Raw genomic sequence first — 24,856 nt, forward strand, 5'->3', positions numbered from 1 at the left:
ACACGGTGCGAAGACGCATTCGACCACCGGTGAGGCTTTCGAGGCAACACGGGACCACATCACGGGAAACCAGCAGATGTGCTGGTACTACGCACGAGTAGCCCCATGTGACCTGAATTGCCGCTTACACGGGATTTCGTGCCACCGGCACCTCGTCCAGTCCGATGCCGAACCGCTCCCGGTACACCCCGAGTACCTCCTCGTCCGTCCCCAGCTCACGCTCGTCGCGTGTGCCGTCGGCCGCCGTCACCGTGAGCCTGCGCCCGCTGAGCGTGATCCTGCCTCCGTCCTCCGTCACCCGCGAACAGACCGGTGACCGCGTGAAATGCGAGACCGGCGAGGTGCTGTGCCACCACGCCCCGGCCACGAAGTCGCCGAGCACCCGCGGCCGCACCTCCAGGCGGTACTGCGGTCTGCCGCCCCGGGAGACGTCCAGGTCCGCCGCCTGCGCCGTGCCGCGCCCCCCGCGCACCCCGGCCGCGTCCGGTCCCGCCTCGACGATCCGGAACGTGCCCCCCGGATCCTCCTGTTCGCCCCGGTCCCCGAACGCCAGCGGCAGATGGCTGTGCGCCCCGAAGCCGACGTCGGCCAGCCAGTCGCCCCCGTCCACCGTCCGCACCCGCAGCGCGAGATGGTCGTAGGGGATCCCGAGCCGCTCCCCGTCCCCGTACACCCGCGCCGCCAGCAGCGCCACGTCGAACCCCAGCGCGGCGAGCAACGCCCCGAAGGCGCCGTTGAGTTCGTAACAGAACCCGCCCCGCCGAGCGCCCACCACCTTGTCCAGCAGCCGCTTCTCCTCCAGCACGATCTCCTCGCCCAGATGGATCGAGAGGTTCTCGAACGGCACGGTCTGCAGGTGTCGCAGGTGCAGCTCGCGCAACGCGTCGACGGTGGGCCACGCCGGGGGCTCGACCCCGATCCGGCGGAGATAGGCATCAACCTGTGCTGAGTTCATGCCCTCAGTCTCGCGCCACGCTCAGCTCCCCGCCCCCTCCCACGACCGCGAGCGCGCCGTCCCGGTCCGTCCGCAGCACCGCGGCTCCCCCGGCGCGCAGAGCGGCGACGGTGCCGGGCGCCGGGTGACCGTAGGAGTTGTCCTCGCCGCAGGAGATGAGGGCCAGCCGCGGTGCCGCCCGGCGCAGGAGGCCGGGGTCCTGGTAGGCCGATCCGTGGTGGGCGACCTTCAGCACGTCCACACCCTCCAGCGCCCCGGCCGCCGGGGAACGCGCCAGTGCCCGCTGCGCCGGGGGCTCCAGGTCCCCCAGGAGCAGCAGGCGCAGTCCGGCGGCACGGACCAGCAGGGCCACGCTGGCGTCGTTCGGTCCCTCCGGCACCGGGTGGGCCGCGGGCACCCCCGGTGCCGGCTCCGGCGGCGGCCACACCACCTGCCAGGACAGCTCCCCCGTACGCCGCTGCTCCCCGGCCGCCGCCCGGGTCACGGGAATGTGCCGCGCCGCCGCCAGCCTCCCCACGAACGCCGCCTGGTCCGCGGGCTCTTGGAAACCCGTCGTCTCGATCGCGCCCACCGCCCGGGCGCGCAGCACCCCGGGCAGACCGGCCACGTGATCGGCGTGGAAGTGGGTGAGCACGACCAGCGGGATCCTGGTGATGCCCAGGGACCGCAGACAGTGGTCCACGAGCTGCGGGTCGGGCCCCGCGTCGACCACCACACCGGCTCCCTCGCCCGCGGCGAGCACCATCGCATCGCCCTGCCCCACGTCACACATCACCAGCCGCCAGCCCGGCGGGGGCCAGCCCGTGACCATGCGGGTCAGCGGCGGCGGCTGCACCACCGCCAGCGCCAGCAGCAGGCCGCAGATCCCGCACCACCAGGGGTGCCCGAGCAGCCGCCGTCCGACGAGCACCACGACCAGGGTCACGGCCAGGAGCAGCGCCGCACCCGTCCAACTGCCCGGCCAGTCGATCCCCCCGCCGGGCAGCGCCGCCCCGGTCCGGGCGATTCGCGCGATCCACCCGGCGGGCCACTGCGCGCACCACGCCAGGGCCTTGGCCACCGGCATCGCCATCGGCGCCGTGGCCAGCGCCGCGAACCCCAGCACGGTCGCCGGCGCGATCGCGAACTCCGCGAGCAGATTGCACGGCACCGCCACCAGGCTCACCCGCGCGGACAGCACGGCCACGACGGGGGCGCACAGGGCCTGCGCGGCAGCGGCGGCGCCCAGCGCCTCGGCCAACCTCGCCGGGACCCCGCGTCGCCGCAGCCCGGCACTCCAGCGGGGCGCGAGGGTGAGCAGGGCACCGGTCGCCACCACGGACAGCAGGAAACCGTAACTGCGCGCCAGCCACGGGTCGTAGAGCACCAGCAGCAGGACCGCCGTCGCCAATGCCGGGATCATCGACCTCCGGCGTCCGGTCGCCAGGGCCAGCAGCGCGACCGCCCCGCAGGCCGCGGCCCGCACCACGCTCGGGTCGGGTCTGCACACGACCACGAACCCGAGCGAGAGGGCGCCCCCGAGTACCGCCGTCCCCCGCAGGGAGATACCGAGCCGGGGTGCGAGCCCCCGCCGCTCCACGCGCTGTGCCAGGCCCGGCGGTCCGAGCAGCAGCGCGAGGAGGATCGTGAAGTTGGCGCCGGACACGGCCAGTGTGTGGGTGAGATCGGTCTCCTTGAAGGCCTCCTCCAGCTCCGGGGTGATCCGTGAGGTGTCTCCCACCACGAGGCCCGGCAGGAGCGCCCGGGCATCCGTCGGCAGCCCGTCGGTGGCCTCCCGCAGCCCGGCGCGCAACCGCCCGGCGAGCCGCTGCGGTCCGGAGGGCTCGCCGATCACGTCCGGTCCGCCACAACCCCGCACGCGCAGCACGGCCGCGACCCGGTCACCGCCCGTCATCGCGGGAGCCAGCCGGGCACTGACCCGCAGTCGCGTCGACGGCAGCAGGCCGAGCCACGGGGACCGCGCCGGCCCACCCGCGACCCGGTGCGGAAGGGACGAGTCCACGTCCACGATCATCAGCACCGGCGTCCGGACCGTCACCGCCGCGCCGCCCCTCTCCTGGACGCGCCGCACGTCGGCGTCGATCAGCACGGCCGTCGGAGCCACGTGATCGCCCCGGACCTTCGGCCGGGTGAGCCGCGGGTCGGACGTGAGCTCGACGTCGGCGGTCACCGTGGCGTATTCCCGCGCCAGGCCGGGCACGGGCCCCCGGCGCAGATCCGCCCCGTGCAGCCCGGCCGTGGCGGCGGCCGCCGCCACACACAACAGCAGGGCGGCTGCCGAGGCCCGCGGCCGGGGCGCCGCCCCGCGCCGCCGGGCCGACGGCAGCAGCGCGACGGCCACCAGGCAGCCGATCACGAGGCCGAGCGCCCACGTCGGGGACGCGCCCAGCACCAGCGCCGCCGTCGCCCAGGCCGCCAGGGCGGGTGGAACGAGCCGCAGGTCCGTCGGGCCCTCCTGGCGTGGCCGGGCGGCACCGAGACGCGCGCCGGAGGAGGCGTGCACGGCGGACCGGTCGGGGCGGAGCCCGGACGCGGCCTCGTCACGCCGCACCGGCGGGCCGGGGGCGCCCCTCATGGCCGTACGAGATCGCGCAGGTCGGCGAAGCGGCGATCGCCGATGCCGTTCACTTCGCGCAACTCGTCCACCGTGCGGAAGCCGCCGTGCTGGGTGCGGTAGTCGATGATGTGCTGCGCCAGGACCGGGCCGACGCCCGGCAAGGTGTCGAGCTGGTCGGCGGTGGCCGTGTTGAGGGAGACGGGGGCCGCCGGCCCGGCCGGAGCACCACCGGCAGCCGAACCGGCTTCCGCCCCGGGCCCCTGGGCGGGCGCCGGTTCCCCGACGACGACCTGCTCGCCGTCCACGAGGAACCGGGCCCGGTTGAGCCCGTCGGTGTCCGTGCCCGGCTTCACCCCGCCCGCCGCGCTCAGGGCGTCCGCCACGCGCGAGCCGGGCGGCAGCCGGTGGATCCCGGGCTCACGGACCTTGCCGCTGACGTCCACCACGATCTCGGCCGCCCCCGCCGTACGGCCCCCGGCGGAAGCACCGGCGGAGATCCCGGCGGGCACCCCGGCACCGCCAGGGCCTCGCTTCTCCACCGCCTCCCCGCTGACCTGCCCCTCCCCGAACGGCACCGCCGCCCGCACCACCTCCGGCGGCCGCACGGTCTGGGTGCGGCCGGTCCAGAAGTGCTGCACGGCGAAGGCCGCGGCGACGACGAGCACGACGGTCAGAGCGAGCACGTTCCGCCGCTCCAGGCCACACCTCGTCTGCAGCCACAGCGGCATCCGCTCCCGCAGCGCCGGCCCCACCCGCTCGCGCCAGGCTCCCTCCGCCGCACGCTGGTCCCCGAGGTCCCCCTCCTGATCCACCTCGGCGAAAGCGCCCCTGTGAGCCATGGACGCCGGACGGCCGTCACGCCCGGGCCGGGGCTCTTCGACAGCGACGGAAGCCGACCACCCAGGCGGACCCTGCCCCGACTCCCGCCGCTCTCCGGCCCGTTCGGCAGGTCCGGGCGACCCGGTCCGCTCGTCCGGCTCGGCTCCTGTTCGATGCCCGCCGAACAACGTTCCGGCGCGTCGCCGGAGTTCCTCCGCCGAGGCGTGACGTCGGCGGGCCCGCCCGCGCGGAACGGACCGGCGGTGCCGGACACGCCCGTCGGACGCCGGCCCGCGGCCCGGCCCACTGGTCGCGGTCGCTGTGCGTGAACGTGATCGAAGTGCCATGCGACGAGGATCGGCCACCTCGCCCCATCCGCGATGATCTTGCTCAATTTCCGGGGACGGCCCCCCGGTTGGGGACAACTCCGTCACTCACACGGGTGACCCGAGCCCTCCAGCAACGTTCACCGGGGCGAAACGACAACTGCCAGCAGACCGGGCCCCGTGTGCGCCCCGATCACCGCCCCGACCTCGCTGACGTGCAGATCGGTCAGTCCGGGCACCCGCGTCCGCAACCGGTCGGCGAGGGCCGACGCCCGGTCCGGGGCGGCGAGATGGTGAACGGCGACATCCACCTGGGCGGCGCCCGCACGGTCGGCCGCGATCTCCTCCAGTCGGGCGATCGCCTTGGACGCGGTCCGCACCTTCTCCAGAGGCTCGATACGGCCGTCGGTCAGTTGCAGCAGCGGTTTCACCGCGAGCGCCGAGCCGAGCAGGGCCTGTGCGGCTCCGATGCGGCCGCCGCGCCGCAGGTAGTCGAGGGTGTCGACGTAGAAGTAGGCAGAGGTGCCCGCGGCTCTCTTCTCCGCGGCCGCGACGGCCTCGTCGATCGTCCCGCCCGACTCCGCGGCCTCCGCCGCGGCGAGCGCGCAGAACCCGAGCGCCATCGCGATCATGCCGGTGTCCACCACCCGCACGGGCACCGGCGCCTGCCGCGCGGCGACGACGGCCGCGTCGTGCGTACCGGAGAGTTCGGCGGAGAGGTGGAGGGAGACGATGCCGGTGGCGCCCGCCTCGGCGACCTTGCGGTACGTCTCCGCGAAGACCGCGGGACCGGGCCGCGAGGTCGTCACGGGGCGCCGCTTCTGCAAAGCCTGGGCGAGGGCCCGGGTGGAGATCTCGGTGCCCTCCTCCAGCGCGCGGTCACCGAGGACCACGGTCAGGGGAACCGCCGTGATGCCGTGACGCTCCATCGTCCGGGTCGGCAGGTAGGCCGTTGAATCGGTGACGATCGCGACATGGCGGGACATGAGCTGGAGGTTACCTGCCGTAGCGCCGCTGCGGCAGCCCGGCCCCCGCGCCCCGCGGAGCGGGGCGCGGGATCAAGTGGTGCTCTCGGGGCGGGGCTTCTTCTGCCAGGGGTAGGTCGGGCGGGGTCCCGGCGGCGTGATGGCGGGTCTCACCGGCTCCTGCGCCGGGCTCGACTGCGCACTGTCCGGCCAGGTCTGCCCGGCCGTGGCGGCGTCGGCGGCCGATGCCTCGGGCCACGGCGGCGTCGCGGGCCTCGGCGGCGAGGCCGGTTGCCGGGACGACCCGGACGGCGGCGACGACGCGGACTGCGGCTCGGGCGCCGTCCAGTGCCGCAGTGCCCCGGACTCCAGGTCGATCTGCGCGCTGAGCGAGTCGAGGTCGTCCTCCGCGAAGCGGCCGGCGCGATCGCGTGCCGCCCAGCGCAGCGAGTCCGCCGAGTGCGTGACGCGTTCGGTGCGCTCGCGCAGCTCGGGGAGCCGCTCGGCGAGCGCGGTACGGTCCGGCTCGGACTCCAGGCGCTTCAGCTCGTCGTCCAGCTCGTGCCCGTGCGCACTCAGCCGTTCGAAGAGGCCGACGGACTCCTTCAGGGACTCGTCCTCGGCGACCGCCGCGTGCAGCACTTCCTGGGTGGCGCGCATCGAGGTGCGCAGCTTCAGCCGGAGCTGGGCGACTTCGCCCGCGGCGCCGGGCTGGACGAAGGACCTGGCGCGCAGCGTGTGGTCCTCGACCGTGCGTCGGGCCTGGGTGATGCCACGGTCCACACCGCGCTTGGCGGCGCCCAGCGCCTTCACCGTGGCGTACACCCCGAGCCCCACAAGGAGCACGAAGAGCAGGGCGAAGACTGCGATCACTGCTTCCACAAGGGCTCCTCCTCAGGACGTCACGGCGCCTCGTCGCTCTTCAACGGTAAACGCAACAGGCAGGTCCGGAGTTCCAGAAGAACCCCGAACCTGCCCGTAGGGGACCACCCCGAGAGGGATCCGCACGCCCTCGCGGCTACGCCGGAACGATGTTGACCAGCTTGGGCGCGCGCACGATCACCTTCCGGATCCCGGCACCGCCCAGCGCGGCGGCGACCTTCTCGTCCGCCAGCGCGACCTTCTCCAGCTCGTCGTCGGAGATCGACGGCGAGACCTCCAGCCGCGCCTTGACCTTGCCCTTGACCTGCACCACACAGGTCACGGTCTCGTCGACGACATATGCCGGGTCGGCCACCGGGAAGTCCTGGTGCACCACCGAGTCCGTGTGCCCCAGCCTGCGCCACAGCTCCTCGGCGATGTGCGGGGCCAGCGGCGCGACCATCAGCACCAGGGCCTCGGCGACGGGACGGGACACGGCCGCGCCGACCTTGGTCAGGTGGTTGTTCAGCTCGGTGACCTTGGCGATGGCCGTGTTGAACCGCAGGCCCTCCAGGTCACCGCGGACCCCGTCGATCGCCTTGTGCAGGGCGCGCAGCGTCTCTTCCTCGGGCTCGGCGTCGACGACGGTCACCTCGCCGGTCGCCTCGTCGACGATGTTGCGCCACAGCCGCTGCAGCAGCCGGAACTGGCCGACCACCGCGCGCGTGTCCCACGGCCGGGAGACGTCCAGCGGGCCCATGGCCATCTCGTACAGGCGCAGGGTGTCGGCCCCGTACTCGGCGCAGATCTCGTCCGGAGTGACCGCGTTCTTCAGGGACTTGCCCATCTTGCCCAGCAGCCGGGAGACCTTCTCGCCCTGGTAGTAGTACGCGCCGTCGCGCTCCTCCACCTCGGCGGCCGGCACCGCGATGCCACGGCTGTCGCGGTAGACGTAGGCCTGGATCATGCCCTGGTTGAACAGCTTGTGGAACGGCTCGGCGGACGAGACGTGCCCCAGGTCGTACAGGACCTTGGACCAGAAGCGGGCGTACAGCAGGTGCAGGACGGCGTGCTCGGCGCCCCCGACGTACAGGTCGACACCGCCGTGCGGCCGGCCCTCACGCGGGCCCATCCAGTAGCGCTCGATCTCGGGGTCGACCAGCTTCTCGGAGTTGTGCGGGTCCAGGTAGCGCAGCTCGTACCAGCAGGAACCGGCCCAGTTGGGCATGGTGTTGGTCTCGCGCCGGTACCGGCGCGGGCCACGTCCGTCGCCCAGGTCCAGCGTGACGTTCACCCAGTCCTCGTTGCGCGACAGCGGGGTCTCGGGCTGGGTGTCGGCGTCGTCCGGGTCGAAGGTGCGCGGCGAGTAGTCGTCGACCTCGGGCAGTTCCAGGGGCAGCATCGACTCGGGCAGCGGGTGGGCGATGCCGTCCTCGTCGTAGACGATCGGGAAGGGCTCGCCCCAGTAGCGCTGGCGGCTGAACAGCCAGTCGCGCAGGCGGAAGTTCACGGTGCCCTCGCCGACGCCGGACCGCTCCAGCCACTCGGTGATGCGCTCCTTGGCCTCGGCGACGCCCAGGCCGTCCAGGCTGACCTCGTCGTTGGAGGAGTTGATGATCCTGGCGTCGTACGAGGAGAAGGCGTTCTCCCAGGTCGCGGTGTCCGTGCCGCGGCCGTCGGTCGGCTCGACGATGCAGGTGATCGGCAGCTCGAAGGCGCGTGCGAACTCGAAGTCGCGCTGGTCGCCGGCCGGGACGGCCATGATCGCGCCGGTGCCGTAGCCCATCAGGACGTAGTCGGCGATGAAGACCGGGACCTGCTCGCCGCTGGCCGGGTTGGTCGCGTACGCGCCGATGAAGACGCCGGTCTTGTCCTTGGCCTCGGCCTGCCGCTCCACGTCGGACTTGGAGGCTGCCTGGGCGCGGTAGGCGGCGACGGCCTCACCGGGGGTGGCGTGGCCGCCGGTCCACACCTCGTGGGTGCCCTCCGGCCAGGCGGCCGGGGTGAACTTCTCGACCAGCGGGTGCTCGGGCGCCAGCACCATGTAGGTGGCGCCGAACAGGGTGTCCGGGCGGGTGGTGAAGACGGTGATGCGCTCGCCGTCCACGGGGAAGTCGACGCGGGCGCCCTCGGAGCGGCCGATCCAGTTGCGCTGCTGCAGCTTGATGGCCTCGGGCCAGTCCAGCTCGTTCAGGTCGTCCAGCAGACGGTCCGCGTAGGCGGTGATGCGCATGTTCCACTGGCGCAGCTTGGCCTTGAAGACCGGGAAGTTGCCGCGCTCGGAGCGGCCGTCGGCGGTGACCTCCTCGTTGGCCAGCACGGTGCCCAGCCCGGGGCACCAGTTGACCGGCGCGTCGGAGGCGTAGGCCAGCCGGAACTCGCCCAGGACGTCGGCCTTCTCGGCGGCGCTCAGCTCGCTCCACGCGCGCGTGTGCCCCGGTACGGGCCGCTCACCCGACTCGAACGCGGCGACCAGCTCGGCGATCGGGCGGGCCCGCCGGGCGTCGTGGTCGTACCAGGAGTTGAAGATCTGCAGGAAGATCCACTGGGTCCACTTGTAGTAGTCCGGGTCGATCGTGGCGAACGAACGGCGCTTGTCGTGGCCCAGGCCCAGCCGGCGCAGCTGGGCCCTCATGTTCTCCATGTTGGCTTCGGTGGACACGCGCGGGTGCGTGCCGGTCTGCACCGCGTACTGCTCGGCGGGCAGGCCGAAGGCGTCGAAGCCCAGGGTGTGCAGGACGTTGTGGCCGGTCATCCGCTGGAAGCGCGCGAAGACGTCCGTGGCGATGTAGCCCAGCGGGTGTCCGACGTGCAGGCCCGCACCGGAGGGGTAGGGGAACATGTCCATGATGAACTTCTCGGGCTTGGCCGCGGTCTCCGGCTCCCCGGCCAGGTCACCCTTGGGGTTGGGCGCGGCGTAGGTGCCGTCGGCGTCCCAGAAGTCCTGCCAGCGTGCCTCGATCTCGGCAGCCACGGCGGCCGTGTAGCGGTGCGGCGCGGCATCCGCTGCGGCGGCAGCGGGGTTCGTCTCGCTCATGATCCTCAAAGCTCCATCGATCGTCTCTGCCTGCGGCCTGTGTGGTTCGAGAAACGAAAAATCCCCTCGCACAGGAGGGGACGCCGCGCCGATTCCGGCCACTCGACTCGCCCGGTGGCCGGGATTGATCAGCGCGGCCCGCTAAGCAGAAGGCGTACGGCACGCATGGCGCTAGGGTACCGCAGGCCCCCAGCGCGTCGCGACGCGCTTCCGGGGGCCGCCTCGGCGCCCGAAAAGCTGAACCAGGGTCAATGGTTACTTCGCGTAACAGCCACTAAGGGACATCACAACAGCCACATTGTCCTTTGATAACAACGCAATAACTCAAACCTCGTACTCATCGGTATGGCTGCGCTTAGAGTTCGGCGCGGGACCGCTGCTTTCCCGAACCGCTCGGAGTTGCCCCCATGAACCCTCATCGCAGTATCAGCTCGCCATTCCCGGCCGCCGGGGCGTGGGGAGGCGCGTCGTGAACCCCCACGACTCCACGGCCGACGACTCGTTCGCCGAGTTCCTCAACTTCGGTGCGGGCGTGCTGTCCCTCGTGTGCCTCACCTGCTCGGTGATCTGGGGGCTGGTCGCCCAGGACCGGGTCCTGCTGGACACCCGCAGGCGCATCCTGGCGCAGGCCGTGCACCGGACCACGGCCGTCGCCTCGATCGTCTTCCTGCTGGTGCACATCGGGGTCAAGCTGGCGCTGGACCACACCTCGTGGATCGCGGTCTTCATCCCCTTCGGGCTCCTCCTCAGCGACGACGAGGTCGTCACCGGACGGTCGTTCCTCATCGGCCTCGGCACCCTGGCCAGCATGCTCATGATCTTCGTGGGCATCACCGGCGCGCTGCGCAACCGCTTCGCGTCCCCCGCACCCGTCGCGGCCCGCTGGCGGGCCATGCACATGCTGGCCTACCCGGCCTGGTGCGCCGCACTGGTCCACGGCCTCTACGCGGGTCGCTCGGCCAAGCCGATCTTCGTCGTCCTGTACTGCCTCTCCCTGGCGGGAGTGGCCGGAGCCCTCGCCCTGCGCGCGGCTCCGCGCCAGGTCAAGCGCAAGGTCGCCGACAGGATCGCCTCACTGATCGGGCCCGGTGAGAGCCAGGGCCGCAGGGATCTGGAGGAGAGCCGGGCCCGGGCGGCCGGCGGCTCCGCGCTGCCCGGCTACGACGGCCGAGAGGCACCCGCGAGGACATCGGCCTCCGCGCGGGGGCCCCTGTACGAGAAGGCGGAACGCCTCGCGGCCAAGGAACCCGCGAACGGCTTCGCCGCCGCCTACCGGGCCGTCTCGGGCCCTCCCCAGGGCCAGCAGCCCTTCGCGCCCGGGCCGGCCACCGGCATGCAGCTGCCGCTGGACCTGCAGCCCACCGAGACCTTCCCGACCGTGGACGGCCCCTCCAGCACCTCGGGCAACTGGCCCATCCCGTCGCCGCCGCCGGTCGGCGAGGCCCCGCCCTCGGCCTATGACCCCCTGCAGGACACGGGCTTCAACATTCCGCCCTACGACCCTCTGCAGGACACCGGACAAAACATCCCGGCCTATGGCAATCCAGGCGCCGCCGGCTATGGATCGAGTGACGTGTACGACACGGGTGAGACGAACGCCGTCTATGACACGTACTACCCGAACGACACGTACAACAGCGGTCCCGCCACTGAAACAACGCCCGGTGCGTCCTATGACTTCGACGCACCGGGATCGGGCGAACCTTGGAACACGCCTTCCGGAGGCTTTAAGTGAACGAGGCCCTGCCCGACGTACCCGAAGTCCGCGTGGTCGGCCTTCCCCAGCTCACGTCGGGCTTCGACCTTGTCGATCGGCTCGATCTGCCCATGCACCTCAAGGTGCACGGGCCGCTCGAGCCGATGGGCGGCGAGCAGCTCGCGCAACTCGCCGAACGCATCAACCTGAGGGGCCGCGGCGGCGCGGGGTTCCCCTTCCACAAGAAGCTGCGCTCGGTCGCCGAAGCGGCGATCAAACGCGGCGTCCGGCCGGTCGTCGTCGTGAACGGAAGCGAGGACGAACCGGCCTGCCGCAAGGACACGGTGCTGATCAACCGTGCCCCGCATCTGATCCTGGACGGCGCGCTGCTGTGCGCCGAGGCCCTGGGTGCCCGCACGCTCGTGGTGGGGGTCACCCGTGAATCGACCCAGCGCTCCATGGAGGCCGCGCTCGCCGAACGCGGCCTCAGCAACGGCCGTCGATCGGCGCTGCGCGCACGGGTGCAGCGCAACCCGGTCCGTATGGTCACCGGTGCCGCCGCCTCGCTGATCCGCTCGATCGACGGGGGCCCGGCCATCCCGCCCGGCCGAAAGGTCAGCGCCTCGCAGAACGGCGTCGGCGGCGCGCCCACGCTGCTGTCCAACGCCGAGACCTTCGCCCAACTGGCGATCGCCGCCCGCATCGGCCCGGAGCGCTACGGCAACACCGGCCTGTACGACGAGCCGGGCACCGTGATGCTCACGGTCTCCGGCGCGGTCGCCCGCCCGATGGTGATCGAGGTCCCGACGGGCGTGCCGCTGCGGTACGTCCTGCAGCTCGCCGGCGCTCCGCCGATGCCGCAGGGAGTGCTCACCGGCGGCTACCACGGCAAGTGGATCGACACGGCGACGCTGAACGAGGCGATCGTCTCCCGCAATTCCCTGGACGCGGTGGGCGGCGCGCTCGGCGCCGGCGCGATTCTGCCGATCACTCAGGACACCTGCCCGCTGGGTGAGTCGCTGCGTGTGGCCCAGTGGCTGGCCGAGGAGAGCGCCGGCCAGTGCGGCCCCTGCTACCTCGGCCTGCCGGCCGCCGCACGCGGTCTGGAGGACATCCTCAACGGCGGCGGACCGGCCGCCCTGGAGGCGCTCAAGCAGGTCGCCAAGAACGTGAAGCGGCGCGGCGCGTGCTCGCACCCGGACGGCTCCGCGATGTTCCTGGAGTCGACCATCAAGGCGTTCACGGACGACCTGGCCGCCCATGTCCTCGGCAACGGCTGCGGACGGCCCGTGGAGGGCGTTCTGCCGCTCTTCGAGGGCGGCAGGGCTCCTACGGGCATCCCGGGCGGCGGCGAGTCCGAGGAGAACGGTCCCAGCCGTCAGAAGATCTACGTCGACTGGACGCTGTGCCGGGGCCACGGTCTGTGCGCGGACATCCTGCCCGAGGTGTTCCAGCTGGGCGCCGACGGCTTCCCGACGATGGCGCAGGCGCAGGTGCCGCGGTACGCCGAGGCCAAGGCTCTACGCGCGGTGCGTCGCTGCCCCGCGCTGGCGCTGCGCCTCGAGGAGGGGAGCGCGCAGGGCGGGCCGTCGCGCAACCTTCCGGTCCTCTCCCAGGGCCGCGGCCGCCGCGCTCTGGGCCGCTGAGAAGGCCGAGGACGAACGCGACACGCACGTACGGCGGGCTCCTCGTGGGGGCCCGCCGTCCGGCATCCGCACACGAGGCGACACGAAGAAGGCGGGCCATCCGAATCGGATGGCCCGCCTTCTCATCTGCTGTGGAGCTAAGGAGAATTGAACTCCTGACCTCCTGCATGCCATGCAGGCGCTCTACCAACTGAGCTATAGCCCCTTGCCGGTGTTCCTCCGGGTTTCCCCGGCGGCGACGCCAACTTTACTGGTCCACCGGGCCCAACACCAAATCGATTTCCCCCCGTACAGAGATGCCCGATATGTCGGTTTCGCACCGACTCTGCGGGCTCAGGCCGTGACGAACGAATAGAACCGCTTGAGCGTGCAGTGCTCCTCCAGAAGCCGGCCGTAGATCGGCTCGCCCTCCAACTCGCGGTACGTCTCGATCGGGTCGCCTTTTATGATCAGCGCCCGCGCGCATTCCTCGCACCAGTACTGGTAGTCGGGATTGATCGGTTCCATGTCACGGACGATCGGAGTCCCGCTGCCGCACCAGTCGCACTTCCGCCTGTGTGCACCCATCGATCAGCTCCAGCTGTGGCCGCAGGCCGTGCACACGTAGGAAACTCCGCCGTTGTCGCCGAGCATCTGGGCCACGTGCGCGGAACCACAGGAAGGGCAGCTGAGGCGGGTGGACATCTCCCGGGTCAACGCTGCTTCGAGGAGGTGGTCGGCCTCCTCGATGATGCTCGCAGGCATCGCTACTCCTCCCGTCGGGTCGCGCCCCCTTCCGGCCGTTTGATTCTGCCACGGCCGGACCAATACGGTCAGCGACGCCTCAGTACCAGTCCGGACACGGCACCCCGGCGGGGTCGTAGAGGTATACGCCGGGAAGGGCCCGAGCGACTCAAGCCGGAGCATGAAAAATCCCGCCCCCTGGTGGGAACGGGATCTTGATGTGGAGCTAAGGAGAATTGAACTCCTGACCTCCTGCATGCCATGCAGGCGCTCTACCAACTGAGCTATAGCCCCTCGTGTCTCCCCGCTGGCGGGGCGAACAAGAAGAACTTTAGCCTGCGACCTGCCGGAAAGTGAAATCCGGGGTCAGTCGTCGTCGCCGAGCACCGCTTCCGGCAGGGTGCCGGCGTTGTGCTCCAGCAGGCGCCAGCCACGGGCGCCTTCACCGAGGACGGACCAGCAGCAGTTGGAGAGTCCACCGAGGCTCTCCCAGTGGTGGGGGTCCAGACCGAGGAGCCGGCCGATGGTGGTGCGGATCGTGCCGCCGTGGCTGACCACGACGAGGGTGCCGTCGTCCGGGAGCTTCTCGGCGTGCCGCAGCACCACGGGGGCGGCGCGGTCGGCGACCTCGGTCTCCAGTTCGCCACCGCCGCGGCGGACGGGCTCACCGCGCTTCCACGCGGTGTACTCCTCGCCGTACCGGGCGATGATCTCCTCGTGCGTGAGGCCCTGCCAGACGCCCGCGTAGGTCTCTCGCAGGGCCTCGTCGTGGGTGACGTCGAGGCCCGTGAGGGTGGCCAGCTCGGCGGCCGTGGCCGCGGCGCGCCGGAGGTCGGAGGCGATCATCGCGTCCGGCTTCAGCGAAGCGAGGAGCCGGGCGGCGCGGCGGGCCTGGGCGACGCCGGTCTCGGTCAGCTCGACGTCCGTGGTGCCCTGGAAACGGCGCTCCACGTTCCACCGGGTCTGGCCGTGCCGCCAGAGGATGATGCGGCGGCCCCGGCCCTTCCCGGCGGACGCCTCACCCGGGGAGGTCACCGCCAGTCACCGTCCAGTTCCGCCGCCTCCTCGGCCGCGCGCAGCTTGGCGTGCTCCTCGGCCTTGCCGCGGGTGGCCTTGGCCTCCTCGGGCAGCTCCAGTTCGGGGCAGTCCTTCCACAGCCGCTCCAGGGCGTAGAAGACACGCTCCTCGCTGTGCTGGACGTGGACGACGATGTCGACGTAGTCGAGCAGCACCCAGCGTGCTTCGCGGTCGCCCTCGCGGCGCACCGGCTTGGCGCCGAGTTCCTTCGAGAGGCGCTCCTCGATCTCGTCGACGATCGCCTTGACCTGGCGGTCGTTGGGCGCGGAGGCCAGCAGGAAGGCGTCCGTGATGGACAGCACGTCACTGACGTCGTAGGCGAGGATGTCGTGGGCCAGCTTGTCGGCGGCCGCCTGGGCGGCGGTGTTGATCAGCTCGTGAGAGCGGTCGGTCACGGTCACTACAAGGCTTTCGGTCGGCGGGCACTTGTCACCAAGGGTCTCACGGACCGCGGCGGGCCCCCACGCGATCGACGGGATCGCATGGGGGGCGCGCTCCTCGGCTAACCGGCGGACGGCGTGTAGTCCTGGCCGAGGACCACGAAGACGTCGGCGCCCGCGGAGATGCCGCCCTTGGCGACGGAGCCCGCGGGCAGGCCCAGGGTCTTGGCGACCTCGGCGGCGTCCGCCTTGTCGGCGGCGTCGGCGTAGACGACCCGGGAGGTGGCCCGGGCGGCGGCGGTGCCGCTCTCCAGGAAGGTGAAGCCACCGTTGAGGAGCACGACGCGGGCCTTCTCGGTGTTGTCCTTGACGCCGGTGGCGTTCTGGACGGCGACGCTGACGGCGGCGTCCTTGTCGGGGCTCTTGGCCGTGCCGCCGAGGACGTTCTTGACGACACCCGCGCTCGCCTGGGGACTGAGCGTGCCGTCGTTTCGGACCGGCAGCAGGGCGGTCTTGACGTCACCGCCCTTGGCGAGGTCGGAGAGCCCGGCGAGGAAGGTGCCGAGGTCCTTGTCGGTGAGGGAGGGGTCCAGGATCTGCGCCAGGGTCTGGATGGTGGTCGTGGCCGCCTGCGGATCGGAGGACATCTTGCGCAGGACGCCCTGCACGACCTGCCCGAAGCGCTCCAGCTGGGCGTTCTGGTCCTCGCCGGGGGCGCGGTAGGTGGCGTAGGCGACCGCCATCTTGCCGCTGAGGGTCTGGTCCTGGCCCTTGGCGACCAAGGGGGCCTCGCCCTTCTTCTTCGCCTCCGGGTCGGGCACCTCGGCATCGGTGTCGACGTCGATGTTGCCGACGAGGTCGACCAGGTTCTGCAGGTAGGGGGTGTCCAGGCGCCAGGTGCCCTCGATGTCGGTGCCGAGGACCGTGTCGAGCGCCTCGCGGGTGCCGTCGGAGCCGTCGTCCTCGACCGACTTGGCGAGGGTTGTGGTGGTGCCGTCGTCGCTGGTCAGGGTGAGGGAGTTGGGGAGCAGGACGGTGGTGCCGCGCTGGAGGGTGGTGTTGTCGACGAGGAGGGCGGTGGAGGTGCCGCCGCCCTTGGTGTCGTGCAGGTGCACGACGATCACGTCGCGCTTCTGGGCGCCCGCGGCCGTCGCGGTACCCGGCTTGGAGCCGTCGGAGGACAGGCCCGGCAGCTTCCCCGCGTACCAGAGGTAGCCGACGCCTCCGCTCGCGACGAGCGCGAGGACGACGGCCAGGGCGACGATCCGGCCGCGGGCGCGGCGACGGGCCTCCTCGCGGCGTTCGGTGCGGTTCTCGGTGAACTTCAGCCAGTCGATGACGTCTTCGGAGTTGGCGTCCGGTTCCTCGACGAAGGCGAACTGCTCGGTGTGGTAGTCCCGTTGCGGCTCGGCGGGTTCCTCGTGGTCGGCGGGGCCGGCCTGCTGCGGGATGTGGGCCGTCCGCTGGGCGGTCTGTTCGGCGACGCGGGGCTGCCCGCCGGCGGCTCCGGCTGCGGTCCGGCCGTAGGGGTCGTGCGGCGCGACCTGGGCCGGACCGCCCTGGTGCGGGCCGGTGGCGTACGGGTCGTAGGCACCGTAGGAGGAGGCGGCCTGCTGCTGCCCCTGGCCGTAGTCATAGGCGGGCGGGGACTGCTGCCCCTGCTGCCCGTACGGGTCGTAGCCGTAACCCTGCTGGTGCTGCTGGGCGTACGGGTCGTACGCCTGCTGCTGGTTCTGCTGGGGCCGGACCTGCCGGTAGACAGGTTGGCCGTACTCGTCGTAGCCGACGAGCTCGTACTGGTCGGCGCCGTGGCCTGCGGCCCCCGCGTCGTATCGGTCGTTCACCGGTGCCCCTCTCGGCTCACTCGCCGCGGTACAGCTCGCGCTTGTCGATATAGCGCACGACTCCGTCCGGCACCAGGTACCAGATGGGGTCCCCCCTGGCGACTCTCGCACGGCAGTCCGTCGAGGAGATGGCGAGGGCGGGAACCTCCACGAGCGAGACGCCCCCCTCCGGGAGCCCGGAGTCGTCCAGGTGGTGGCCCGGCCGGGTGGCCCCGATGAAGTGCGCCAGGGAGAACAGTTCCTCGCTGTCCCGCCAGGTGAGGATCTGGGCGAGCGCGTCGGCGCCGGTGATGAAGAACAGGTCCGTGTCGGGATTGAGCGCGCGCAGGTCGCGCAGGGTGTCCACGGTGTAGGTGGGGCCGCCGCGGTCGATGTCGATGCGGCTGACGGAGAACTGCGGGTTCTCCGCGGTCGCGATGACCGTCATCAGGTAGCGGTCCTCGGCCGGGGAGACACTGCGGTGGCTCTTCTGCCAGGGCTGGCCGGTCGGGACGAAGACCACCTCGTCGAGGTGGAAGGCCGCGGCCACCTCGCTGGCCGCCACCAGGTGCCCGTGATGGATCGGGTCGAAGGTGCCGCCCATGACGCCGAGGCGGCGCTTGCCCGGCTGCGACGGGCTCTTTCCGGGGCCGTCGATCTGACGCCCCACCGTGGCGGCACGGCGGGGCTCCGAGTGTCGCTCGGTGCCGCTCGCCGTGTCCGGTGCCGGGTCGGGCGGCGTCCTGTTCGCCGGACCGGTAGGCATGTCCTGCTCTCCCATGCGTGCAGACCCTACCGGCCCTGCCTGAGGGCTCCGGCCGCCCCCGTGGTCCCCGGGGCACCCTCCGCGGGGCGCCCTGCCGGGCTCAGCGGTCGCGGTTGAAGCGGGTGGTGATCCACAGCAGGAGCAGCAGGATGAAGAGGGCGGCGCCGCCGGTGAGGTAGGGGCTGAGGCTCTCGTGCTCTCCGCCGTGCTCTCCGCCCTCGGCGGCGAGGGTGACCAACTGGGCAGCGGTGCTGTGGAAGCTCATCTTCGGCAGGACCTATCGCGTGTGGGCGGGATAAAGACGTCGGCTCATGGTAAGCGGGCGCCCGTTCCGCCATCACCCCGACTCCGTCTGTTCGCGCCGCGGGCGGTCGCACGTGCCGCCGCCGGCCCCGGTCCCTGGGGGTCCCGGCGGGGAACCTTCGGGTGACCTCAGTCGTCCTTCCGTCTGTAGCCACGCAACAGGAACCACGCGGTCAGCGCACAGCCCAGGATCATCACGACGAGCACGATCCGCAGCATCCCCGGCCCTTGTCCCTCGGCGGCGGTCGCGGCCCCGGCAAGCCAGCCGGATGCGGGGTGGTGCTCCATGGCGGTGGTCTCCTTCGCTGTACTGCCCGACCACCGTAACTCCGCCTAGGCTGGGCTTCGCCTCGGGGAAGCAAAAGGCCGCACAAAGGGCCGCAAAGGTCACACCAGACGCATGGGGGAAGACATGTCCGACGGCCACGAGCACCACGGGCACGAGCACGTGCCGAGCAGGCAGCGCAGGCGCTTCCCCGGAATCTCCTCGCGCGCGTACGAGCACCCGGCCGACCGCTCCGCCCTGGTGGCGCTGCGCAGGCTGAGCGGTTTCGACACGGTGTTCAAGGCGCTCAGCGGTCTGCTGCCCGAGCGCAGTCTGCGGCTGCTGTTCCTGTCCGACTCGGTGCGGGTCTCGGACCAGCAGTTCGCCCATCTGAACGTGATGCTGCGGGACGCCTGCTACATCCTGGACCTGGAGAAGGTCCCGCCGATGTACGTGAACCAGGACCCTCAGCCGAACGCGATGTGCATCGGCCTGGACGAGCCGATCATCGTCGTGACGACGGGTCTCGTGGAGTTGCTCGACGAGGAGGAGATGCGGGCGGTCGTCGGCCACGAGGTCGGGCACGCGCTGTCCGGGCACTCCGTCTACCGGACGATCCTGCTGTTCCTGACCAGCCTCGCCGTCCGGGTCGCCTGGATTCCCCTGGGCAACCTCGCGATCATGACGATCGTGACCGGGCTGCGGGAGTGGTTCCGCAAGTCGGAGCTGTCGGCGGACCGCGCGGGGCTGCTGGTCGGGCAGGACCCGCAGGCCTCCATGCGGGGTCTGATGAAGATCGCCGGCGGCAACCACCTGCACGAGATGAACGTGGACGCGTTCCTCGCCCAGGCCGAGGAGTACGAGGCCGGGGGCGATCTGCGCGACTCCGTGCTGAAGATCCTGAACGTGCTGCCCCGCTCCCACCCCTTCACCACCGTGCGGGCGGCCGAGCTGAAGAAGTGGGCCGAGTCGCGGGACTACCAGCGGATCATGGACGGCCACTACCCGCGGCGCGACGAGGACCAGGACACCTCGGTCCGGGACTCCTGGCGGGATTCGGCGAACCACTACACCACCCATGTGAAGAACTCGAAGGATCCGCTGATGAAGCTGGTCACGGATCTCGCGGGCGGAGCCGGTGACCTGGGCGACCGGGTCCGCCGCGGCTTCGGCGGCTTCGGCGCCACGCCCCCGCAGCCGCCACAGGGCCCGGAGACGGGGGCGTCGTCGGATTCCCCGGGGGACGACCGGCCGCCGCGCGACGGGAACTAGGCGCCACCACCGCCAGGCGGCCCCTCCCCTCACCGCCAGGGGCTCCACCGGACCCACGGGGCCCTCCGGTGCCGGAAAGCGCGGCCCTCGGGTGCCGGGAGCCGGTGGGCCACGTCATGCCGAGCCCCTGCGGCGCCCTCCGCTCGTTCGTTCACACCTTCGGCTGGGCGCTCGTCGCCAGAGAGCCGCACAGGGCCGTCGCGCTGCCCGTGGCGTAGGGGTCCGTGCCCGCGGGGCCGCCTTCCTTGGCCGTCTGGCCGGCCAGGAGGGGCCGGAGGTGGTTCGTGGCGTCCTCGGCGCAGGACAGCGGGCCGGCCTGGACGTAGGAGACGACGAGCTGCGCCTGGTGCAGCCGCAGGTTGTCGCGGTCGAAGCGGAAGTGCAGCTCGCGCCGGAGAGTGAACAGGGACGCCTCGTCCTTGCCGCCCTCGTCCGCCGCCCCGGCCGCCCGCAGTGCGTACACGAACGTGTGGTCGGCGGTGACCTCGAGCGTGGACGCGTCGGCCTCGGCGGCTCGGAGTGTGCCCTGGACCCGGACGTTGCGGTCGGCGAGCTCGGCCCGTGCGGGATCGAAGCGGACCAGCCAGCCGGTGGGCGCGTGGTGTCCGTCGGCGGAGGGGCGGGCGAAGCTCTGGTCGAACTGGTCCAGCTGGTCGGTGTCGAGCAGGACCCGGACGGCCCGGACCTCACCGCCCGTGAGCACCGCGGGGTCCAGGGCGGACCGCACGATGTAGTCCTTGGCCGTGGTCAGGGCGCTCACGACCTGGCTGTCCGAGAAGTGCGCGGTGCGCCGCGAGGCGGGCAGCGGCACACCCTCCGCTCCGGTTTTGAACTGTGCGGCGGGGCTGTGCTCGTACAGGTACGCCGGGTCGGCGCTGCCGGGGACCTTCCCCTCGGGGACGAGCGGGACGACGGTCGTCCGCAGCGGCTCGTCGCGCTCCTGGGCGGCCGGGGTCTGGTAGGGGTGCCGTACACCCATGTAGATCGCGGTGCCGAAGGCGACGGCGATCAGCAGGACCAGGACCAGCGCCTGCCGGGACAGGCCCCGGCGCAGCGGTGGCCTGCGTTGCACGGCGGGCGCGTGGTCGGCGATGCGCTCCTCGGCGGAGAACTCCTGGAGGCGGGCAGCGCGGACGAACGACTCGTCGAAGACGACGGATCGGTACTCGTCCTCGCCACCTCCGGGGGCGCCCTCGGGAGTCCCCTCAGGTGGGTTTCCAGGCCCGCCCATATCTTCAGGGTAGGTCGCGCGAAGCTCGGGTAAACGCCCCGCTGCACCACAAGTTCTGACAGGCTCTCACCAGGAAGGGCGGGTTCCGGTCAGGGGGTGCGGGGGATCACCGACATGGCCGGCTGGGAGTGGTCGGCGGAAGCGGAGGGTGCGGCCCCGCTGCCCTGTTCCAGTCCGGTCGAGGCCGGCGGCGGGACGGGTTCCTCGCGGTTGGCGGACGCTCCCCGGTAGACCGCCGTGAAGGCCAGGGCCACCATGCCGATCCCCATCACCAGCGCGAGCAGCCAGGCGACGGGCCGGTGCCAGCGGACCTGTTTGGAGTACGGCCCCGGGTAGCCGTAGTGGTCCTCGAGGACATCGGGGTCGTCCAGCTCGTCGAGGCCGGGATCATGACCGAAACGGTCGTGGCCGTCCGGGCCGAACCCGTCGTCGTAGCGCTCGCCTCTGGAGTGGGCGCGGCGGGCCTCCGCCTCGGAGGCCTCGGCTCTCGCCTGCGCCGCGGCCAGGAGGCGCTCCACCGCGCTCGGCTCGTGCACCACGGCCGCGCGTACGAAGGCCTCGTCGAAGACCACGGGGGCGAACTCTTCGTCCGACATCCCGCGGTCGTGGTCGTCGTCGGGCTCCCGGCCGTCCGGAAACGGCGTGCCCCCCACGTCCTCCGGCACGGATCCAGAGTAGACCTGGGGGGTCATTTTGGGCAGACGGTATGGAAATTCATCCGCCGGTCGGGACGGCTCTCACGGGGATGCGGACAGGCGCGCGCCCGGCCGGTCCGCCCCTGCCGCACCCGGATGCGCCGTCCGCGCGGCCCCGCACAGGTATGCGCGCACCGGTATGCCCCGTTACGCCGTCCGTGGCTCAGCGTCGTACGTGGCCGTCCCCGGTGACGATGTACTTCGTGCTGGTCAGCTCCGGCAGCCCCATCGGGCCGCGGGCGTGCAGCTTCTGCGTGGAGATGCCGATCTCGGCGCCGAAGCCGAACTGGCCGCCGTCGGTGAAGCGGGTGGAGGCGTTCACGGCGACGGTGGTGGAGTCGACCAGCTGGCTGAAGCGGCGGGCGGCCTGCTGGGAGGTCGTCACGATCGCCTCGGTGTGACCGGAGGTCCACAGCCGGATGTGCTCGACGGCCTTGTCCAGTGATTCCACGACGGCCGCCGCGATGTCGTGGGAGAGGTACTCCGTCTCCCAGTCCTCGGTCGTCGCCTCGACGACGGTGGCCTTGGAGTCCTTGGCGTGGGCCTGCACCCGCTCGTCGGCGTGCACGGTGACGCCGGCCTCCGCGAGGGCGTCCAGAGCGCGGGGCAGGAACTCGGCGGCGATGTCCTGGTGCACCAGCAGGGTCTCGGCGGCGTTGCAGACGCCGACCCGCTGGGCCTTGGAGTTGACCAGGATGTCGACGGCCATGTCCAGGTCGGCCTGGGCGTCGACGTAGATGTGGCAGTTGCCGGTGCCGGTCTCGATGACGGGGACGACGGACTCCTGGACGACCGTATTGATCAGGGAGGCGCCGCCGCGCGGGATGAGCACGTCGACCAGGCCGCGGGCGCGCATCAGCTCGCGCACGCTGTCGCGGCTCTCGCCGGGGACGAGCTGGATGGCGTCGGCGGGCAGCCCGGCCCCGCCCACGGCGTCGCGCAGGACGCGCACGAGGGCGGTGTTCGACTGGTACGCCGAGGAGGAGCCGCGCAGCAGGACCGCGTTGCCGGACTTCAGGCAGAGGGCGGCGGCGTCGACGGTGACGTTCGGCCGGCCCTCGTAGATGATGCCGACGACGCCGAGCGGCACGCGGACCTGGCGCAGGTCGATGCCGTTGGGCAGCGTGGAGCCGCGGACGACCTCGCCGACCGGGTCGGGCAGGGCGGCGACGTCGCGGACGTCGGAGGCGATGGCACGGATCCGCTCGGGGGTGAGCGTGAGCCGGTCGATCATGCCCTCGCTGATGCCGGCTTCGCGGGCCTTGGCGACGTCCTTGGCGTTGGCCTCGACGATTTCCCCGGCACGGACCTCCAGCGCGTCCGCGACGGCGAGCAGCGCGTCGTCCTTCTCGGCCCGGGGCAGCGGCGCGAGGGTCGCGGCGGCGGCCTTGGCGCGGTAGGCGGCCTCGGTGACCGGGGACATGGAGTCGTACGGCGAAAGCGTGGTCATGAGGGAAGGGTAGTGCGCCGGGCGGATCCGTTCATCGCGCGTTTCACAGCCCGAGACACCTCCCGGACCGGATCAGAACGGGTGAACTCCGACCGGTGAGGCCGGGGGCGGCCCGTATCCCTCGGCGATGCGCTGGTGGTACGTGGCGCGGTCGATGACCTCCAGGCCGACGATCTCCCAGGGCGGCAGTCCGGCCGTCTGCCGGTGCTCGCCCCACAGCCGCAGGGCGACGGCGGCCGCGTCGTGCAGGTCGCGGGCCTCCTCCCAGTAGCGGATCTCCGCGTGGTCGACCGCGTATCGGCTGGTCAGGAAGAAGGGGTGGTCGTGGGCGAGCTGTTCCAGGGCGCGCCGGACCTCCGGGAGCGGGGCCTCCTGGCCGGAGACGCTGAGGGTGACGTGCCACAGCCGCGGGGTCTCGCCGGGTTCCTCGCCCCGGAACCGGTCCCCGGCCGCCACGCTCGTCAGCGCGCGCTCCTCACCGGCCGCGCGGGAGCCGGCACCACCGTGGGACGCCTGAGTCCCAGGGCGCACTCGTCTCACGACGGCCTCCTTTGCACAATGGCGCTGCGGAACAGTTCCCTGGGACAAAGTTGAGCAGGCCGCAAGGGATCGCGGGGCGGTTTTGCGGAACGTCCACCACCGGGGGCGGACGTTTCCGTGCATTACGGGTGCAGGACCACCAGGTCGTCCCTGTGTACGACCTCGCGTTCGTACGCGGGTCCGAGTTCTCGGGCCAGTTCCCGGGTCGAGCGGCCGATCAGCCGGGGAATCTCCTTGGCGTCGAAGTTGACGAGCCCGCGGGCCACCGCGTGTCCCGTGCCGTCCCGCAGCTCGACGGGGTCGCCGGCGCTGAAGTCGCCCTCGACGGCGGCGATCCCGGCCGGCAGCAGCGACTTGCGGCGGTCCACGACGGCCTGCACGGCGCCGTCGTCCAGGGTCAGGGCGCCCTGCGGGGTGGAGGCGTGCTGGAGCCACAGCAGCCGGTCGGCGGAGCGCTTGCCGGTGGGGTGGAAGAAGGTGCCGGTGTCCTGGCCGGTCAGGGCGTCGGCCGCGTGGACGGTGCTGGTGAGGACGACGGGAACACCGGCGGCGGCCGCGATCCGCGCGGCCTCGACCTTGGTGACCATGCCGCCGGTGCCCACTCCGGCCTTGCCCGCGCTGCCGATCTCGACATCGGCGAGGTCGGACGGGTCGCGCACCTCGCCGATGCGGGAGGTGCCGGGCTTCGCGGGGTCCCCGTCGTAGACGCCGTCCACGTCGGACAGCAGGACGAGCAGGTCGGCGTGGACGAGGTGGGCGACCAGGGCGGCGAGGCGGTCGTTGTCGCCGAAGCGGATCTCGTCCGTGGCGACGGTGTCGTTCTCGTTGACGATCGGGAAGGCGCCCATCGCGAGCAGTTTGTCGAGGGTGCGCGAGGCGTTGCGGTGGTGCGCGCGGCGGCTCATGTCGTCGCTGGTCAGCAGCACCTGCCCGACCCGGACGCCGTAGCGGGCGAAGGAGGCCGTGTAGCGGGCGACCAGGAGGCCCTGCCCGACGCTGGCGGCGGCCTGCTGGCGGGCCAGGTCCTTGGGGCGGCGGCGCAGGCCCAGCGGGGCGAGACCGGCGGCGATGGCACCGGAGGAGACCAGGACGATCTCGCGCTCCCCGCCCCCCGCCCGTCTCCCGCCACGCCCCTCCACCGAGACCCCACGGGCCACCCCCTGGTTACGGACCTTCGCGAGCACGTCGACCAGCGCGTCCACACGGTCCGCGTCCAGGCCGCCCGAGGCGGTGGTCAGCGAGGAGGACCCGACTTTGACGACGATCCTGCGGGCCTCGCCCACGGCCTGCCTTGCCCCTGCCACGTCGCCGTCCGTCCCCTCGCGTCGATTCGCTCCCTCACCGGGAAATCTACGGGACGGCCGACGGGGGCGCGGCGCCGGTCCACGCTACGGACGGTGCCGCCCGCGTCACGGACAGAGCCCTCTGCGGGCGGCAACCACCCCTCCGCCCGCGCCACAGGACGCAAC

The 24,856-nt window shown here is 72.0% G+C and carries 22 protein-coding genes and 2 tRNA genes; 3 read left to right on the top strand and 21 right to left on the bottom strand.

The window, feature by feature from the left end; genetic code table 11:
* Nucleotides 1–124: 124 nt before the first annotated feature.
* The 6 genes from ABTX62_RS18785 to leuS all read right to left on the bottom strand — a co-directional run bounded on the left by ABTX62_RS18785 (nt 125) and on the right by leuS (nt 9,520).
* Nucleotides 125–955, bottom strand: a complete 831-nt coding sequence (locus tag ABTX62_RS18785) for an arylamine N-acetyltransferase family protein (RefSeq protein ID WP_352117196.1) — start codon at nt 953–955, stop codon at nt 125–127.
* A gap of 4 nt (nt 956–959) precedes the next feature.
* Complete coding sequence (locus ABTX62_RS18790; protein WP_352117197.1) at nt 960–3,530, bottom strand: ComEC/Rec2 family competence protein; 2,571 nt, start codon at nt 3,528–3,530, stop codon at nt 960–962.
* Entirely contained in the window at nt 3,527–4,678 is a 1,152-nt protein-coding gene (locus ABTX62_RS18795) for a ComEA family DNA-binding protein (protein ID WP_352117198.1), read from the bottom strand. Before ABTX62_RS18795 ends, ABTX62_RS18790 begins: the two co-directional genes overlap by 4 nt.
* Nucleotides 4,679–4,797: 119 nt before the next feature.
* Nucleotides 4,798–5,643, bottom strand: coding sequence for a DegV family protein (locus ABTX62_RS18800; protein ID WP_352117199.1), 846 nt, complete (start codon nt 5,641–5,643; stop codon nt 4,798–4,800).
* Nucleotides 5,644–5,715: 72 nt separating this feature from the next.
* On the bottom strand, nt 5,716–6,504 hold the full coding sequence (locus ABTX62_RS18805; protein WP_352117200.1) for a hypothetical protein: 789 nt from the start codon (nt 6,502–6,504) through the stop codon (nt 5,716–5,718).
* Nucleotides 6,505–6,640: 136 nt separating this feature from the next.
* The gene (gene leuS, locus ABTX62_RS18810) at nt 6,641–9,520 is read right to left on the bottom strand and encodes a leucine--tRNA ligase (RefSeq protein WP_352117201.1); all 2,880 of its coding nucleotides are present in this window, start codon (nt 9,518–9,520) and stop codon (nt 6,641–6,643) included.
* Between the two features lie 469 nt (nt 9,521–9,989).
* On the opposite strand from leuS, the gene ABTX62_RS18815 reads away from it, so the two are divergent.
* Nucleotides 9,990–11,255 (top strand): ferric reductase-like transmembrane domain-containing protein, encoded by a 1,266-nt coding sequence (locus ABTX62_RS18815; protein ID WP_352117202.1) that lies wholly within the window; start codon nt 9,990–9,992, stop codon nt 11,253–11,255.
* Complete coding sequence (locus ABTX62_RS18820; RefSeq protein ID WP_352117203.1) at nt 11,252–12,862, top strand: NADH-ubiquinone oxidoreductase-F iron-sulfur binding region domain-containing protein; 1,611 nt, start codon at nt 11,252–11,254, stop codon at nt 12,860–12,862. The genes ABTX62_RS18815 and ABTX62_RS18820 overlap by 4 nt, the downstream gene beginning before the upstream one ends.
* A 132-nt stretch (nt 12,863–12,994) precedes the next feature.
* Here the strand turns inward: ABTX62_RS18820 and ABTX62_RS18825 are convergent.
* From ABTX62_RS18825 to ABTX62_RS18870, 10 genes are all read right to left on the bottom strand, one after another.
* Nucleotides 12,995–13,067 (bottom strand) — tRNA-Ala (locus tag ABTX62_RS18825).
* A gap of 128 nt (nt 13,068–13,195) precedes the next feature.
* Nucleotides 13,196–13,429: a hypothetical protein gene (locus tag ABTX62_RS18830; RefSeq protein ID WP_006136074.1), complete on the bottom strand. Its 234-nt coding sequence runs from the start codon at nt 13,427–13,429 to the stop codon at nt 13,196–13,198.
* 3 nt (nt 13,430–13,432) lie between these two features.
* Nucleotides 13,433–13,606: a hypothetical protein gene (locus tag ABTX62_RS18835; RefSeq protein ID WP_352117204.1), complete on the bottom strand. Its 174-nt coding sequence runs from the start codon at nt 13,604–13,606 to the stop codon at nt 13,433–13,435.
* Between the two features lie 200 nt (nt 13,607–13,806).
* Nucleotides 13,807–13,879: transfer RNA gene (locus ABTX62_RS18840), tRNA-Ala, on the bottom strand.
* A gap of 72 nt (nt 13,880–13,951) precedes the next feature.
* Nucleotides 13,952–14,626 (bottom strand): histidine phosphatase family protein, encoded by a 675-nt coding sequence (locus ABTX62_RS18845; RefSeq protein WP_352117220.1) that lies wholly within the window; start codon nt 14,624–14,626, stop codon nt 13,952–13,954.
* A complete protein-coding gene (gene rsfS / locus ABTX62_RS18850) occupies nt 14,617–15,063 on the bottom strand; it encodes a ribosome silencing factor (protein ID WP_062926816.1) in 447 nt (148 codons plus the stop codon). Before rsfS ends, ABTX62_RS18845 begins: the two co-directional genes overlap by 10 nt.
* A 101-nt stretch (nt 15,064–15,164) precedes the next feature.
* Nucleotides 15,165–16,886: an LCP family protein gene (locus tag ABTX62_RS18855; RefSeq protein ID WP_352117205.1), complete on the bottom strand. Its 1,722-nt coding sequence runs from the start codon at nt 16,884–16,886 to the stop codon at nt 15,165–15,167.
* 16 nt (nt 16,887–16,902) lie between these two features.
* Nucleotides 16,903–17,646 carry a nicotinate-nucleotide adenylyltransferase gene (gene nadD / locus ABTX62_RS18860; protein ID WP_352117206.1) on the bottom strand — a complete coding sequence of 248 codons (744 nt, stop codon included), beginning with the start codon at nt 17,644–17,646 and terminating at the stop codon, nt 16,903–16,905.
* A gap of 85 nt (nt 17,647–17,731) precedes the next feature.
* Complete coding sequence (locus tag ABTX62_RS18865; protein WP_283971276.1) at nt 17,732–17,896, bottom strand: hypothetical protein; 165 nt, start codon at nt 17,894–17,896, stop codon at nt 17,732–17,734.
* A gap of 167 nt (nt 17,897–18,063) precedes the next feature.
* Nucleotides 18,064–18,222: a hypothetical protein gene (locus ABTX62_RS18870; RefSeq protein ID WP_352117207.1), complete on the bottom strand. Its 159-nt coding sequence runs from the start codon at nt 18,220–18,222 to the stop codon at nt 18,064–18,066.
* 124 nt (nt 18,223–18,346) lie between these two features.
* On the opposite strand from ABTX62_RS18870, the gene ABTX62_RS18875 reads away from it, so the two are divergent.
* The gene (locus tag ABTX62_RS18875) at nt 18,347–19,471 is read left to right on the top strand and encodes a M48 family metallopeptidase (RefSeq protein ID WP_352117221.1); all 1,125 of its coding nucleotides are present in this window, start codon (nt 18,347–18,349) and stop codon (nt 19,469–19,471) included.
* A 151-nt stretch (nt 19,472–19,622) separates the two neighbouring features.
* Here ABTX62_RS18875 and ABTX62_RS18880 read toward each other — a convergent pair whose 3' ends face one another.
* The 5 genes from ABTX62_RS18880 to proB all read right to left on the bottom strand — a co-directional run bounded on the left by ABTX62_RS18880 (nt 19,623) and on the right by proB (nt 24,670).
* The gene (locus ABTX62_RS18880) at nt 19,623–20,702 is read right to left on the bottom strand and encodes an SCO2583 family membrane protein (protein ID WP_352117208.1); all 1,080 of its coding nucleotides are present in this window, start codon (nt 20,700–20,702) and stop codon (nt 19,623–19,625) included.
* A gap of 89 nt (nt 20,703–20,791) precedes the next feature.
* On the bottom strand, nt 20,792–21,367 hold the full coding sequence (locus tag ABTX62_RS18885; RefSeq protein WP_502997976.1) for an SCO2584 family spore wall biosynthesis protein: 576 nt from the start codon (nt 21,365–21,367) through the stop codon (nt 20,792–20,794).
* A 193-nt stretch (nt 21,368–21,560) separates the two neighbouring features.
* Nucleotides 21,561–22,847, bottom strand: a complete 1,287-nt coding sequence (locus ABTX62_RS18890) for a glutamate-5-semialdehyde dehydrogenase (protein ID WP_352117210.1) — start codon at nt 22,845–22,847, stop codon at nt 21,561–21,563.
* A 72-nt stretch (nt 22,848–22,919) separates the two neighbouring features.
* Nucleotides 22,920–23,378, bottom strand: a complete 459-nt coding sequence (locus ABTX62_RS18895) for a DUF8830 family protein (protein WP_352117222.1) — start codon at nt 23,376–23,378, stop codon at nt 22,920–22,922.
* Between the two features lie 131 nt (nt 23,379–23,509).
* Nucleotides 23,510–24,670, bottom strand: a complete 1,161-nt coding sequence (gene proB / locus ABTX62_RS18900) for a glutamate 5-kinase (RefSeq protein WP_352117223.1) — start codon at nt 24,668–24,670, stop codon at nt 23,510–23,512.
* Between the last annotated feature and the right edge of the window lie 186 nt (nt 24,671–24,856).

Source organism: Streptomyces sp. NPDC096046 (genome assembly GCF_040303285.1).
In the GTDB taxonomy this organism is placed as follows: domain Bacteria; phylum Actinomycetota; class Actinomycetes; order Streptomycetales; family Streptomycetaceae; genus Streptomyces.